This window comes from Herbaspirillum rhizosphaerae (assembly GCF_046025915.1).
Lineage (GTDB): Bacteria > Pseudomonadota > Gammaproteobacteria > Burkholderiales > Burkholderiaceae_D > Herbaspirillum > Herbaspirillum rhizosphaerae_A.
Genome location: NZ_JAQQFR010000011.1, coordinates 220432 through 234247 on the forward strand (window position 1 = coordinate 220432; position 13816 = coordinate 234247).

At 59.1% G+C, this 13816-nt stretch carries 14 protein-coding genes; 9 read left to right on the plus strand and 5 right to left on the minus strand.

Features of this window, described 5'->3' with window-relative positions:
- Positions 1-5: 5 nt before the first annotated feature.
- From ftsX to ftsY, 3 genes are all read right to left on the minus strand, one after another.
- The gene (gene ftsX, locus PQR63_RS17610) at positions 6-929 is read right to left on the minus strand and encodes a permease-like cell division protein FtsX (protein ID WP_408169277.1); all 924 of its coding nucleotides are present in this window, start codon (positions 927-929) and stop codon (positions 6-8) included.
- The gene (locus tag PQR63_RS17615; RefSeq protein ID WP_408169278.1) at positions 926-1618 is read right to left on the minus strand and encodes a cell division ATP-binding protein FtsE; all 693 of its coding nucleotides are present in this window, start codon (positions 1616-1618) and stop codon (positions 926-928) included. The genes ftsX and PQR63_RS17615 overlap by 4 nt, the downstream gene beginning before the upstream one ends.
- A 63-nt stretch (positions 1619-1681) precedes the next feature.
- Positions 1682-2752: a signal recognition particle-docking protein FtsY gene (gene ftsY / locus PQR63_RS17620; protein ID WP_408169279.1), complete on the minus strand. Its 1071-nt coding sequence runs from the start codon at positions 2750-2752 to the stop codon at positions 1682-1684.
- Between the two features lie 173 nt (positions 2753-2925).
- On the opposite strand from ftsY, the gene PQR63_RS17625 reads away from it, so the two are divergent.
- The 9 genes from PQR63_RS17625 (at position 2926) to PQR63_RS17665 (ending at position 11400) form a co-directional block, all read left to right on the plus strand.
- Positions 2926-4317, plus strand: a complete 1392-nt coding sequence (locus PQR63_RS17625; RefSeq protein WP_408169280.1) for a M16 family metallopeptidase — start codon at positions 2926-2928, stop codon at positions 4315-4317.
- A 77-nt stretch (positions 4318-4394) separates the two neighbouring features.
- Entirely contained in the window at positions 4395-5069 is a 675-nt protein-coding gene (locus PQR63_RS17630; RefSeq protein ID WP_094562479.1) for a nucleotide-binding protein, read from the plus strand.
- 40 nt (positions 5070-5109) lie between these two features.
- On the plus strand, positions 5110-6432 hold the full coding sequence (locus tag PQR63_RS17635) for a M16 family metallopeptidase (RefSeq protein ID WP_408169281.1): 1323 nt from the start codon (positions 5110-5112) through the stop codon (positions 6430-6432).
- Positions 6433-6435: 3 nt separating this feature from the next.
- A complete protein-coding gene (gene rsmD, locus PQR63_RS17640; protein ID WP_408169282.1) occupies positions 6436-7074 on the plus strand; it encodes a 16S rRNA (guanine(966)-N(2))-methyltransferase RsmD in 639 nt (212 codons plus the stop codon).
- A gap of 50 nt (positions 7075-7124) precedes the next feature.
- Positions 7125-7613 (plus strand): pantetheine-phosphate adenylyltransferase, encoded by a 489-nt coding sequence (coaD, locus tag PQR63_RS17645; RefSeq protein ID WP_007879597.1) that lies wholly within the window; start codon positions 7125-7127, stop codon positions 7611-7613.
- 104 nt (positions 7614-7717) lie between these two features.
- Positions 7718-7975 (plus strand): YfhL family 4Fe-4S dicluster ferredoxin, encoded by a 258-nt coding sequence (locus PQR63_RS17650; protein WP_094562482.1) that lies wholly within the window; start codon positions 7718-7720, stop codon positions 7973-7975.
- 202 nt (positions 7976-8177) lie between these two features.
- Positions 8178-8834, plus strand: coding sequence for a cysteine dioxygenase family protein (locus PQR63_RS17655; RefSeq protein ID WP_408169283.1), 657 nt, complete (start codon positions 8178-8180; stop codon positions 8832-8834).
- Positions 8831-10435 (plus strand): rhodanese-related sulfurtransferase, encoded by a 1605-nt coding sequence (locus tag PQR63_RS17660; RefSeq protein ID WP_408169284.1) that lies wholly within the window; start codon positions 8831-8833, stop codon positions 10433-10435. The genes PQR63_RS17655 and PQR63_RS17660 overlap by 4 nt, the downstream gene beginning before the upstream one ends.
- 77 nt (positions 10436-10512) lie before the next feature.
- Positions 10513-11400: a DMT family transporter gene (locus PQR63_RS17665; RefSeq protein ID WP_408169285.1), complete on the plus strand. Its 888-nt coding sequence runs from the start codon at positions 10513-10515 to the stop codon at positions 11398-11400.
- Between the two features lie 7 nt (positions 11401-11407).
- On the opposite strand, the gene PQR63_RS17670 is transcribed toward PQR63_RS17665, so the two are convergent.
- Positions 11408-12502, minus strand: a complete 1095-nt coding sequence (locus PQR63_RS17670) for a GGDEF domain-containing protein (protein WP_408169286.1) — start codon at positions 12500-12502, stop codon at positions 11408-11410.
- Positions 12503-12619: 117 nt separating this feature from the next.
- Positions 12620-13534, minus strand: a complete 915-nt coding sequence (locus PQR63_RS17675) for a class I SAM-dependent methyltransferase (RefSeq protein ID WP_408169287.1) — start codon at positions 13532-13534, stop codon at positions 12620-12622.
- Between the last annotated feature and the right edge of the window lie 282 nt (positions 13535-13816).

The window sequence follows — 13816 nt, forward strand, 5'->3', positions numbered from 1 at the left end:
TTAGGTCACGTCAGCCTGGACAGGTGCCGCTTGACTGACAACATGGCGCCAAACAGGCCGAGCAGGGCGCTCGCACCAAGCAGGAAGGCGATGGCTTCGATGCTAGGCGGCGCAAGGCGGAATTCCGAGGCGTAAAGCCGGGCGAAGTCGGTGATTGCCAGATTCAGCGGTTGCAGCGCCAGCACCACCAAGCCCAACGCGAGGCCGCCGGCGCACAGGCCGAGCAGGGCACCGGTGTAATAGAACGGGCGATGGATGAAGGCGTTGGTGGCGCCCAGCAGGCGCGAGACCTCAATTTCTTCATACTGCGTCATTACTTGCAGACGGATGGTGTTGAACACCACCGCTACCACCACCGCACCGAGCGTGATACCGAGGAACAGCAACACCAGCCGCAGGATCCGCAGCAATGCCGCCAGGCGTTTGACCCAGGCCGAATCGATCTGGACGGTGTCGACGCCGGGCATGGCTTTGAGCTTCTGGGCGATGTCATCGACACGGCTGGCGTCCATGGCATTCTGGAATCCCGAGAGTTTCAGGACATAACTGTCCGGCAAAGGATTCGAGCCCAGCGTCGCCAGCACATCATTGAGGCCGGTTTTGCTCTTGAGCGAATCGAAGGCTTTTTCGCGCGGTGTGAATTCAACCTTGGCCGTGCTGCCGCTGCTTTGCAGGATGCTATTGATGGTGCTGCTCAGTGCCGTAGCCTTGTCGCGCGAGACGTCCATTTTCAGGAAAATGCTGATTTCCGGCTCGACAGCCAGTTGTTCAGACACCGGTCGTACGTTTTCCAGCACGGTCAGGCCGGCGAAGGGCAATGCCAGCGCAATCGAGACCACCAGCACATTGAGTACGAAATTGCCCGGCGAACGCAGCAGATGGCTGAAAGCATCGGCGAAGGCGAAGAAATGTTGACGCAGCCAGTTCATTGAGAAATCTCCACCGGATGGCTGACGCCATTGTGCCAGCCGTCAACGATACGGCCGCGGTCCAGATAGACGATACGGTCGGCGCCGGTCAGGTATTGCTCGTCATGGGTCGAGATCAGGCAGGTCACGCCGACGCCATGGAAGGATTTGAGCGCAGCCAGTACCTTGTTGGCGTTGTCGCGGTCGAGATTGGCAGTCGGCTCGTCGGCCAGGATGATTTGCGGGCGGTTGACGATGGCGCGGGCAATCGCCACGCGCTGCTGCTCGCCGCCGGAGAGTTCTTGCGGGCCCGACGTCGCCTTGTCGAGCAGGTCGACCTTGTCCAGTGCAGCGCGGGCGCGTTTTTCGGCGTCCGAGCGGGCGGCACCGGTGACGATCAGCGGCAACATGACATTGGACAGGATGCTGCGGTCTTGCAGCAAACGCTGCTGCTGGAAAATCAGGCCGAGGTTGCGGCGCAGATACGGCATGCCGGACGGTTTGATGGTGTTGATGCTCTGACCATTGACGCTGAGGGTGCCGCTGCTCGGGCGCTCCATGGCGGCGATCATTTTCAGCAAGGTGGATTTGCCTGCGCCGGAGGGGCCGGCAAGGAACAGCAATTCGCCTTTTTGCACCGACAGCGTGATGTCGCGCAAGGCGAACACATCGCGCGAGTATTGTTTGGAGACCTTGGCGAATTCAATCATCGTCGGTTGTTTGATCTTTTCTTTTTGGCGTATTTCAGCTTTGTGTATCGATTAACTTGCTTATTAACTTAACAACGCATCCACGAATTCTTCGGCGTCGAAAGCTTGGAGGTCGTCGATCTGTTCGCCCACGCCGATGAAATACAGCGGCACCGGACGGGTCTTGGCGATCGCCGCCAGAATGCCGCCCTTGGCGGTGCCGTCCAGCTTGGTCACGATCAGCCCGGTCAGGCCGAGCGCATCGTCGAAAGCCTTGACCTGCGCCAACGCATTTTGGCCGGTATTGCCGTCGATGACCAGCAGTACTTCGTGCGGTGCGGTGTCCATGGCCTTGCCGATAACGCGTTTGATCTTCTTCAGCTCGTCCATCAGGTGCAATTGTGTCGGCAAGCGACCGGCGGTATCAACCATGACGACATTGGTGCCGCGCGCCGTGGCCGAATGTACGGCGTCGTAGGCGACGGCGGCCGGATCGCCGGACTCCTGCGAAATCACGGTGATGTTGTTGCGCTCGCCCCAGATCGTCAGCTGTTCGCGGGCCGCGGCGCGGAAAGTGTCGCCGGCGGCCAGCAGCACGGATTGGTCATGCGCCTGCAAATGCTTGGCCAGCTTGCCGATCGTGGTGGTCTTGCCGGCGCCGTTGACGCCCGCAATCATCATCACCAGCGGTTGATGGCGGCCCAGCACCAGCGGCTTTTGCAACGGGCGCAGCATATCGATCAGCAGCGTACGCAGGGCCTGACGCACCTGGTCGGCTTCGGTCAGTTTTTCGTCCCTGACTTTTTTCTTGAGCGAAGCGAGCAAAAATTGCGTAGCTTCGACACCGGCGTCCGAGACCAGCAGTGCGGATTCCAGTTCTTCATAGAGGTCGTCGCCGATCTTGGCGCCGACGAACAGCGTGGTCAGATTGCTGGAGGTTTTGGACAGACCGCTCTTGAGACGGGCCAGCCAGGAGCGCTTGGCTTCCGGCGATGGCTGTGCCGCTTCGACGATTTCTTCAGCAACAGGCGCGGACACTGGCGCGGGTGTTTCAGGTGTCGTCACGACAACAACAGGAGTAGATGCAGTTGCAGGCGCGGCTTCTTTGGCGACGACGGGGTCTGGCTGGGGCTTTTTCTTGAAGAAACTAAACATCGGATGCTGGGCTGATTCGTCGAATGTGGCTGCGGTGTCGGATGAGGGTGCGTTTCCCTGGTTTCCCGGAGGGAAAAGCGCGATGAACAAGGTACAATTGGCCAGCCTTACGCCCGGATACTGTCGTCCGGGCCGTCCTTGGCCAGCCCCCGCATTCTATCAGAGCACAGCGAATGAAATTGAAGATCAGCGCAATCCTGTCGACCGGTTTGTTATTTGGCTGCCTGGCAGCATTGGGGCCCGCTGCTCTGGCCCAGTCCGCACCTTCCGTCGCCTCGGAGTTCATGCTCAAAAACGGCATGAAAGTGATCGTGAAAGAGGATCACCGCGCGCCGACGGCAGTGCAGATGGTCTGGTACAAGGTCGGCGCCATTGACGAGACCAACGGCACCACCGGCATCGCCCACGCGCTTGAGCACATGATGTTCAAGGGCACCCAAAAGCACAAGACCGGCGAATTCAGCCGTCTGGTCGCCGAACTGGGCGGCCGTGAGAACGCCTTCACCAATCGCGATTACACCGCCTATTTTCAGCAGGTCGAGCACTCCCGCCTGGAAGCAGTCATGGCGCTGGAAGCCGACCGCATGCGCAATTTGCAATTCGACAAGAACGAGTTCGCCAAGGAAATCCGTGTCGTCATGGAAGAGCGCCGCTGGCGCACCGACGACCAGCCGCAAGGGCTGATGAATGAAGCGCTGAACGCCGCCGCCTTCGTCGCGCATCCCTATCATCATCCGGTGGTCGGCTGGATGGACGACCTGCAGAACATGACGATTGCCGACATTGAAGCCTGGTATCGCCGCTGGTACGCACCCAACAACGCCACGCTGGTGGTCAGCGGCGACGTCAGCGCCGACAAGGTGGTGGCGATGGCCGAGAGGTATTTTGGCAGCATCCCGGCCAAAACCATCGTGCGCGGCAAGCCGCAAAACGAACCTGAACAACACGGCCTGCGCCGTGTCACCGTCAAGGCACCGGCCGAGAATCCTTATGTGATCCTGGCCTTCAAGGTACCAAGCTTGCGCGACGTCGAAAAGGACCAGGAAGCCTACGCTCTGGACGTGTTGTCGGCAGTCCTTGACGGCTACGACAACGCTCGTCTGAATGACAAACTGGTACGTACCGACAAGGTCGCCAACAGTGTCGGCGCGGGCTATGACGACATCACGCGCGGCCCGACCCTGTTCACGCTGGAAGGCAGTCCGGCCGCCGGCACCACCACCGCGCAGCTGGAGGCGCTCTTGCGCGCCGAAGTCTCACGTATCGCGAAAGATGGCGTATCAGAGCAAGAACTGCAGCGTGTGAAAACACAACTGATCGCTTCGCAAATTTACAAGCGCGATTCGATCTTCGGCCAGGCCATGGAAATCGGTGTGATGGAAATGTCCGGCCTGTCGCACAAGAACATCGATCGCATCGTCGACAAGCTGAAAACCGTGACGCCGCAGCAAGTGCAGGCTGTCGCGCAAAAGTATTTCACCGACGACAAGCTGACCGTGGCCACGCTGGAACCCTTGCCTTTGTCTGGCAAGAAGCTGGGGCCGCCACCGGGCCCACTGCGGTGAGCAGCTCAGTAGTTTGATTGAATGACGATATTTGTCCCAAAACCTGACCGAGCGTTGCACTCTTACGGAGGAAAAACATGCCAGTGATCGTCGTTGCGAACCCCAAAGGCGGCGTAGGTAAAAGTACTCTCTCCACCAACCTGGCCGGTTACTTCGCCAGCCGCGGGCACGGTGTGCTGCTGGGCGATATTGATCGCCAGCAATCGGCGCGTGCCTGGCTCAACATCCGGCCACCGGCAGCGACGCAGATCGCCACCTGGGATATCAGCGAAGACTACATCGCTAAGCCGCCCAAAGGCACTACCCATGTGGTGCTGGATACACCGGCCGGCTTGCATGGATGGCGTCTGAATGATGTTCTGAAAATGGCAGACAAGGTAATCGTGCCTCTGCAGCCGTCGATCTTCGACATTCTGGCCACGCAGGATTTCTTGCGTCGTCTGGCGGAAGAAAAATCCGTCCGGCAAGGGGAAATCGATGTCGGCATCGTCGGCATGCGGGTCGATGCACGGACGCGTTCGGCGGATCAGTTGCATCGCTTCATTGAAGGCCTGAACCTGCCGGTACTGAGCTATCTGCGCGATACGCAGAACTACGTGCAACTGGCGGCGCACGGCCTGACACTGTGGGACATCGCGCCGTCACGCGTGCAGCGTGATATCGAGCAATGGCAGCCGATCATCGACTGGGTTGAAGGCAAACCGATTCCTGCACCCGCCGTATCGGCGATCACCATGCCGCCGCAGTCATGACGGTTTTCACGATTTGTATGTTTATTCAGTCAGTAACAAGATGAAAAAATATTGCTTGGTTTGTGCGCTTCTGCTCGCCTGTTTTGCTACGCAGGCGCAGGCCGCTCTGCAGATTCAGTCATGGTCTTTGCCCAACGGCGCGCGCGTGCTGTTTGTCGAGAACCATGCAATTCCCATGCTCGATCTCAGTGTCGAATTCGATGCCGGCACGCGCCGTGATCCGCTTGGTAAATCGGGTTTGGCATCGTTGACCAACGCCATGCTGACGCGCGGTGCCTCTGCCTCTGCCACTGCGGATGCGCCGGCTCTGTCGGAGGCGCAGATTCTGGATGGTTTCGCCGATGTGGCGGCACAGCGCGGCGGTGGCGCCAGCCTGGATCGCGCCGGCGTCACCTTGCGTATGTTGTCGAGTGCCGCCGAGCGTGACGCCGCATTGGGTTTGCTGGCGCGGACTCTGGCGCAGCCGAGTTTCCCGGCGGACTTGTTCGCGCGCGATCAGGCGCGCACCATCGCTGACGTCAAAGAATCGCAAACCAAGGCGGAAGAGATCGCCGCCAAAGCGTTCTGGGCCGCACTCTATGGCGACCATCCTTATGCACGTCAGGAAAGTGAGGCTTCGGTCGCCGGCATCACACGCGACGATCTGGTGAATTTCCATCGTGCGCATTACGTCGCCAACCGCGCCGTCATTGCCATGATCGGTGACGTCACGCGTGCGCAGGCTGACCAGATTGCACAACGCCTGACCCAGCAATTGCCGCAAGGCGCAGCGCTGCCGGCCTTGCCCGAAGTACTTGCCGGCAAAGCGACAGAACAGCGTATCGCGCATCCCGCATCGCAGTCGCATATCCTGATCGGCATGCCGGTGCTGGTGCGCGGCGATCCGGATTTCTTTGCGCTGACGGTCGGTAATTACATCCTCGGCGGCGGCGGGTTTGTGTCGCGCTTGACCAATGAAGTACGGGAGAAGCGCGCGCTGAGTTACAGCGTCTACAGCTATTTCTCGCCGCTGGCGCAAAAGGGCCCGTTCCAGATCGGCTTGCAGACCAAGCAGGAGCAAACCAACGAAGCGCTTGGTGTGGTGCGCAGCACGCTGGCGACCTATTTGCGAGACGGCCCGACGGCGGCCGAGCTGAAAGCGGCCAAGGACAACCTGGTTGGCGGCTTCGCCTTGCGTATCGACAATAATCGCAAGATTCTCGACAACCTGGCGGTGATCGGTTATTACGGTTTACCGTTGGATTATCTCGACACTTGGAGCACCCATATCGGCAAAGTCACGATCGCGCAGATTCGCGATGCCTTCAAGCGTAAAATTGCGCCCGATCAATTGACGACTGTCGTGGTGGGCGAGGCAAATTAAAATATGAGCAAGACTGTAAGAAAACATGGTGCGGCAGTGCATAGCCGCAGCGCACATCAGGTCCGGATTATCGGTGGACAGTGGAAGCGTACGCCGCTCCCGGTGCTGGAAGCGGAGGGCCTGCGGCCGACGCCGGATCGTGTCCGCGAAACGGTATTCAACTGGGTAACGCATCTGATCGACGGCAACTGGGAGCAGGTGAGTTGTCTTGACTTGTTCGCCGGCTCCGGCGCGCTTGGCTTCGAGGCCGCCAGCCGTGGCGCGCCGCGCGTCGTGATGGTTGAAAACCACACACCGGCGGTGCGTCAGCTGGAAGCGAATAAAGAAAAACTGCAGGCCGCGCAAGTCGAGATTCAGCGCGGCGACGCCTTGGCGCTATTGCAGGGATTGAGCACGCGCACCACAACTGCCAACGGATTTAATCTTATTTTCATCGATCCGCCGTATCATCAAAACTGGTTGGCGAAAATCATGCCGGTATGCGAGCAATTGTTGGCAACCAAGGGTCTGATGTATGTTGAATCAGAGCATTCACTGGAGGGCGATGCACTCCCGGACTGGATGGTGCCGTGGGAAGTTGTTCGTGCCGATAAGGCAGGCGTGGTGTTTTATCACTTATTGCAGCGCAAAAACATCGGTTAATTCAGGCATAATGCGCGTTCTGATTGCTTAGCTGGTGAGGAGAGACCCTGATGGTAACAGCTGTTTATCCGGGAACATTCGATCCGTTGACACGTGGCCATGAAGATCTGGTAAGACGCGCATCGGGATTGTTTGACAAGTTGGTCGTAGGCGTAGCGGACAGCAAAAACAAGAAGCCGTTTTTCTCCCTCGAGGAGCGCCTGTCGATAGCAAATGAAGTATTGGGACATTACCCAAATGTCCAGGTGGAAAGTTTTTCCGGCCTGCTCAAGGATTTCGTGCGGCAAAACAATGCCCGCGTGATCGTGCGCGGCTTGCGTGCGGTATCGGACTTCGAATATGAATTCCAGATGGCCGGCATGAATCGTTATCTGTTGCCTGACGTGGAAACCTTGTTTCTGACCCCGTCGGACCAATATCAATTCATATCGGGCACGATTGTGCGCGAAATCGCCCTGCTGGGCGGTGACGTATCGAAGTTTGTATTTCCCTCAGTCGAAAAGTGGCTGAAGGAAAAGATGGCAAAGATGGATCTGTAGCGGATTTGTATTGCCTTGTCTGCATCCTTTGCGGGCAAGGCAGGCTGGTTGAAGCTTGGTTGAGGGTTGGTTGAGGGTTGGTTGAGAAGAGAGCGGAGTAATTTATGGCACTGATGATCACTGATGATTGCATTAACTGCGACGTCTGCGAGCCCGAGTGCCCGAACGAAGCGATCTACATGGGGCCGCAGATCTATGAAATCGACCCCAACAAATGCACCGAATGCGTCGGCCATTTCGATGAGCCGCAATGCCAGCAAGTTTGTCCGGTTGCCTGCATCCCCTTCGATCCCGCCTGGCGCGAATCCAAGGAACAACTGATGGTCAAGTACGAAACCCTGCAAGCCGGGGCCAAGGCCTGATCGGTTTCTGTACGTACCTTACGTCTCCCGCACTACAGTTCTTCCAACGTATCCGCCGCCTCTGCGTGGCGTCATAAGAAAATCCTGCTTGCTTATAGGCAGTCCGTATTTCTGCTGCGCCGTCCTGGCGGGGTATCATCATCGTTCGCCATTTCTTTTGCCGTTCTGCGGCTGATTCCTGTGCGCGCCGAGCCGGTTGCGCATGAACGGTCGCCTTGCCGAGAAAACAGCCATGCCCAATCATCAGCGTCTACGCCATTTCATCACCTCGTTTGCTGCCTTGCTGGAGCGAGAGTCCGACGAAGCCGGCATCATCCGCGAAGGTTCGTCGCTATTGCGAGAGCTGGTTGCCGTCGACGATTGGTTGCCTGAAGCTTATGCCCAGCCGGATCCCGAGCGTTATCGCCAATATCTGCTGCACGTCGATTCGGCGCAGCGTTTTTCCGTGGTGAGTTTTGTCTGGGGACCGGGTCAGCAAACGCCGGTACACGACCATACCGTGTGGGGATTGATCGGCATGCTGCGCGGTTCTGAGTATTCGCAATCCTATCGGCGGCAGAACGACAATGAGGATGGCAATGCGGGTGCGCTCCTGCCTTTCGGAGAACCGATACAATTGACTCCCGGCATGGTGGAAGCGGTGTCGCCGCATGTGGAAGGGCTCGACGACATCCATCGCGTCCGTAATGCCTACGACGACAAGGTGTCGATCAGCATCCACGTGTATGGCGCCAACATCGGCGCAGTGCATCGATCGGTGTACCAGCCGGATGGCACGCGCAAGGAATTCATTTCGGGTTATTCGAACAAGACCTTACCTAATATTTGGGATCTGTCCCTGGAGACAAAAACAAGATGAGCAGCATCGTTCAGACTAGCATTCCGACCCGCAGCTTCCAGCAAGTCCGTGAAGATCTTTTGGCGCGCCGCGAGATCGCACTGGTCGACGTTCGCGAAGAAGCGCCGCACGCCGAAGCGCATCCACTGTTCGCCGCCAATCTGCCGTTCTCGCATCTGGAGCTGCTTGCCTATGCGCGCATTCCGCGTCGCGACACCGCCATCGTCGTGCTCGATGACGGCGAAGGTCTGGCGCAACAATCCGCCGCCCGTTTCATCGCACTCGGCTACAGCAACGTCAGCATCCTTGAGGGCGGTGTCAGCGGCTGGAATGCGGCAGGCGGCGAGCTGTTTCAGGACGTCAACGTGCCCAGCAAATCTTTCGGCGAACTGGTGGAAAGCAAACGCCACACGCCGTCCCTGTCCGCAGAAGAAGTCAAAGCTCTGCTCGACGCCAAAGAAGATGTCGTCGTATTGGATGCGCGCCGTTTCGATGAATACCAGAACATGAATATTCCGACCTCGGTCAGTGTGCCGGGTGCCGAGCTGGTGTTGCGCGTGCGCGAACTGGCGCCGGACCCCAACACTCGCGTCATCGTCAATTGCGCCGGCCGCACGCGCAGCATCATCGGCACGCAATCGCTGGTCAATGCCGGTATTCCGAATCAGGTGCACGCGCTGCGCAACGGCACCATCGGCTGGACGCTGGCGGGACAAAAGCTGGAGCACGGCAACAGCCGTCAGTTCCCGGTCGACGTCACTGCGCAAACGCGTGCCCAGGCCGCCGGCGATGCACGCGCGGTTGCGGATCGCGCCGGTGTCAAACGACTCGATCAAGCGGGCTTGCAAATCTTCCGTGCGGACACTAAGCGCACCACCTATCAGTTCGACGTGCGCACGCCGCAGGAATATGAGGCTGGGCATGTGCCGGGATTTCTCAGTGCGCCCGGCGGGCAACTGGTCCAGGAAACCGAGTCCCACGCCACCGTGCGTGGCGCTCGTATCGTACTGGCCGACGATGATGGCGTACGCGCCAACATGACCGCATCGTGGCTGGCGCAGATGGCGTGGGAAGTGTACGTACTCGACGGCGTGACGGCGCAGCAATTGTCTGAGCAAGGCCCGGTCAAACGTGAATTGCCAGCCGCGCCGCAGTCGGAGAAAATTTCACCGCAGACCTTGGCAACCTGGCTGGAGCGCAAGGACGGCACCGTCGTCGTCGACTTCGCCACCAGTGCCAACTACGTCAAACAACACATTCCCGGCGCCTGGTTTGCCTTGCGTTCGCAATTGCCGCAGGCGCTGGCCAGCTTGCCGTCCGCTGAGCGTTACGTCGTTACGTGTGGCAGCAGCTTGCTGGCCGCCTATGTGATCGGCGATCTGGCCGCGCTGACCGACAAGCCGGTGTTCTTGCTGGATGGCGGTGACAACGGCTGGAAGGCAGCGGGCTTGCCGATCGAGACTGGTGAAAGTGCACTGGCGTCGCCGCGCATCGACCGCTATCGCCGGCCTTATGAAGGCACCGACAATCCGGCCTCGGCCATGCAGGCTTACCTCGATTGGGAATTCGGACTGGTCGAGCAGCTCGGCCGCGACGGCACGCATGGGTTCTACGTGATATAGAGTATTTCCGCAGCGTAAATCGAGAACAGCGCGACCCGATTACAATGACGGTCGCGTTTTCTTTTCTGCAGGACTCCATGCAACCTATTCCGCCGCGGGCCGTCGGTGCTTTGCTCGTCAACACGACCATCTGGGGCTTGTCCTGGATCGCCTTCAAATCCTTGCAGCAGCAGGGCATCCATCCGATCTGGTCGACTGCGATCATTTTTTCGTTCTGCACGATCTGGCTGTTGCTGCTCAAACGCAAATCCATCGCCGAGCTGCGCAAGCATCCCGAGCTGCTGTACGTCGCTGTTGCCTCCGGCGTCAACAATATCGCCTTCAACGGCGCGGTAGCCTTTGGTGATGTGGTGCGCGTGGTGTTGCTGTTTTATCTGATGCCGATCTGGGCCGTGATTCTGGCGCGTCTGGTGCTGCACGAGCCGATCACCCGGCCTGCGGTGCTGCGGATTGCACTGGGGCTGCTGGGTGCGCTGATCGTGTTGTATCAGCCATCCATCGGCGTGCCCTTGCCGCACGATCTGGCAGACTGGGTGGCCTTGCTCGGCGGCTTGAGTTTTGCCTTCAGCAATGTGATGCTGCGCCGTTTGCATGGCGTGGCCGACGGTGCACGCTCGATTGCGATGCTAGGTGGCGGCGCAGTGTTGTCGCTGGTGTTGGGTGCCGCACTCGCGGTGACGGGTGTGATTACGTGGCCGGCTTCCATCGGCGCACCATCGGTGCCGACGCTTGCCTTGTGGTCGGTACTGTTCATGATTTCCAACCTGTGCCTCCAATACGGCGTGGCGCGTTTGCCGGTCAATATCACGGCGGTGGTGATGTTGGTGGAAATCATCGTTGCCGCAGCGTCGGCGTGGTGGATGGGGGCGGCGGAATTGCGCGTGCAGGATTTCATCGGCGGTGCTTTGATCATTGCCGCGCCCTGGTTGATTCGCGACAAGCGAGCGCTGCCGTCAGGACATTGACGCTTTTTTAATCGGCAAGCACAACCCGGTTGCGGCCGCTTTCCTTGGCGCGGTAGAGCGCTTCGTCGGCACGCGCGACCAGCTTCTGGCGTGCGATGTCGGCAGGGATGCTGCGATCCGGCGGCATTTGTGCAGCAGCGCCGATGGAGACGGTAATCTGCAAGGCTTCGTCGGCGCCGGCAATCAGGATCGCTTGCTGCGCCACGCTGGCGCGAATGCGTTCGGCGATGCGTGCGGCGTCATGCACGGTTGCCTGCGTCAGCAGCACGATGAATTCTTCGCCGCCGTAGCGGCCGAGCGAATCGCTCAAGCGCAATTCTTTCTTGATGCGTGTCGCCACTTCGCGCAATACGTCGTCGCCACTTTGATGGCCGAACTTGTCGTTGACGCGCTTGAAATGATCGATGTCGATGAACAGGCAGGACAGGGCCGAACGCTCGCGTTGAGCGCGGCCGATTTCTTCCTGCATGCGTTGTTCGATGTAGCGGCGGTTGTTGACGCCGGTGAGCGGGTCGGTCAGGCCGATGTGTTTCAGGCGCTCGTTGTTGATGACGTTTTCAAGACAGATGGCGACGACCGATGCCAGGCGCTCGATGAAGTCTGTCGCCAGGTTGCCGGTAAAACGTCCTTCATGAGCGCTGCCCAAGGCCAGGCAGCCAATCGGATTCTGATGACGCATGAGCGGCAGCACAGCCACGCTGGCGGGCTGATAACTCGGGAACAAGGGTTTGTGCAACGCCAGGTCGTAGGCGCCCAGCGTCGGCTTATCCTGCGGCAGCGGCGTGCTGCCTTCGACGTGGAACAATAAGTTGGGATATTCATCCAGGCCGATCTGCAGGTCTTGCAGGATGCGCCGGATATCGAAATCGTGATCGATCAGGGTGAGGGTGACGATTTCCAGATTGAAGGTGTTCGGCATCAGCAGCGATACCGTTTCAATCAGGTCGCGGAATTCGCCGGAACCGATCAGACGCAGGTCGAAAGCCTGGTGACGCTGCATGATCTGCTGGTTGATGCGCGCCTGTTCCAGGAGATCCTGCATCTCAGCATGCAACTGCTGATTCTCTTCAATCAGTGCTTGAGTGTCGACAGCGCTTTTCATCTTTGATCCGGTCTTGCAGCCGTTCTTTTTTCCCTAACGTGGTGCATCTCGCCCCACGTTCCCTGTTGCCCGCGGCACCGTATTGAGTCGGCGTCACGAGGGCGCACAAGCTTACCATTACTGCGCTGCGGATGGCGACAGGCCGGTAAAAAAACGTTCGCCCATTTCTTCCAGTCCGAGCGATTGCAAGACTTCCTGGAGGCGTTCGGTCGGGCGTTTGCGCGGCAGGTCTTTGTAGCGGGCGACGATCAGTTCGTTCTTCATCGAGTGCTCCCAGCCGACCAGTTCGGTGACGCTGACCTGATAGCCGTGTGCTTCCAGTTGCAAGCAACGCAACACATTGGTGACCTGGCTACCGAATTCGCGCGTATGCAGCGGATGACGCCACAGCTCGGTCAGCGATGTGCGGCCTAGCGACTGACCCTTGTTACGGTTGAGCACCGAGGCAACTTCGGCCTGGCAGCAAGGCACCAGCACCATGAACTGCGCGCGTTTTTTCAGGGCGAAGTGGATGGCGTCGTCGGTGGCGGTGTCGCAGGCGTGGAGTGCTGTCACCACGTCGATCTGCTCCGGCAGGGCAGAGGATTCGATCGAATCGGCCACTGACAGATTGAGAAACGACATGCCGGGGAAGCCGAGGCGTTTCGCCAGCTCGGTCGACTTCTGCGCCAGTTCTTCACGCGTCTCGATGCCGTAGATGCGCGACGCGCCTTCCAGCGATTTGAAGAACAGGTCATACAGGATGAAGCCGAGATAGGACTTGCCCGCGCCATGATCGACCACGCTGATGTCGGGATGCTGGCTGCGAATTTCCTGCAGCAACGGTTCGATGAATTGATACAGATGGTAGACCTGCTTTAACTTGCGGCGGCTGTCCTGATTCAGCTTGCCGTCGCGCGTCAGGATGTGCAGTTCCTTGAGCAGCTCGATTGATTGTCCGGGACGAATTTCCGGTGCGAGGTCGGTGGCCGGGGCATCGCCCTTGGCCTTGTTTTTTTGCTGACCTGCTGGTCGTGCGTTTGGCTTGCTCATATCGTTGCCGCTGGAGTGGTCGGGATGCGTGCATCGCCGTGCCAGGGGACGGTTGCGTCCGGCACGGCGTTGAAGCCCGGGAATGAATGGAGAGCGCGATTTTACCAGCAGTTCGCGGGACGCAAGGCGTCAGCGGAAAGCGCGGTTGCCGCCGGCCATCATTTAGTGTCTCTGCAGCAATGCGAGGATCGGCGGATAATTGCGTATCCGTCTGGAAATGTCTTGGCTCGTTCGGCCATCGCCAGTGTTACCCCGTCCGAGGCGCATCGCTAATCTGGTGCG

Coding starts and splice junctions, on each gene's coding strand:
- ftsX (WP_408169277.1), bottom strand. CDS start 929: ATGAACTGGCTGCGTCAACATTTCTTCGCCTTCGCCGATGCTTTCAGC.
- PQR63_RS17615 (WP_408169278.1), bottom strand. CDS start 1,618: ATGATTGAATTCGCCAAGGTCTCCAAACAATACTCGCGCGATGTGTTC.
- ftsY (WP_408169279.1), bottom strand. CDS start 2,752: ATGTTTAGTTTCTTCAAGAAAAAGCCCCAGCCAGACCCCGTCGTCGCC.
- PQR63_RS17625 (WP_408169280.1), top strand. CDS start 2,926: ATGAAATTGAAGATCAGCGCAATCCTGTCGACCGGTTTGTTATTTGGC.
- PQR63_RS17630 (WP_094562479.1), top strand. CDS start 4,395: ATGCCAGTGATCGTCGTTGCGAACCCCAAAGGCGGCGTAGGTAAAAGT.
- PQR63_RS17635 (WP_408169281.1), top strand. CDS start 5,110: ATGAAAAAATATTGCTTGGTTTGTGCGCTTCTGCTCGCCTGTTTTGCT.
- rsmD (WP_408169282.1), top strand. CDS start 6,436: ATGAGCAAGACTGTAAGAAAACATGGTGCGGCAGTGCATAGCCGCAGC.
- coaD (WP_007879597.1), top strand. CDS start 7,125: ATGGTAACAGCTGTTTATCCGGGAACATTCGATCCGTTGACACGTGGC.
- PQR63_RS17650 (WP_094562482.1), top strand. CDS start 7,718: ATGGCACTGATGATCACTGATGATTGCATTAACTGCGACGTCTGCGAG.
- PQR63_RS17655 (WP_408169283.1), top strand. CDS start 8,178: ATGAACGGTCGCCTTGCCGAGAAAACAGCCATGCCCAATCATCAGCGT.
- PQR63_RS17660 (WP_408169284.1), top strand. CDS start 8,831: ATGAGCAGCATCGTTCAGACTAGCATTCCGACCCGCAGCTTCCAGCAA.
- PQR63_RS17665 (WP_408169285.1), top strand. CDS start 10,513: ATGCAACCTATTCCGCCGCGGGCCGTCGGTGCTTTGCTCGTCAACACG.
- PQR63_RS17670 (WP_408169286.1), bottom strand. CDS start 12,502: ATGAAAAGCGCTGTCGACACTCAAGCACTGATTGAAGAGAATCAGCAG.
- PQR63_RS17675 (WP_408169287.1), bottom strand. CDS start 13,534: ATGAGCAAGCCAAACGCACGACCAGCAGGTCAGCAAAAAAACAAGGCC.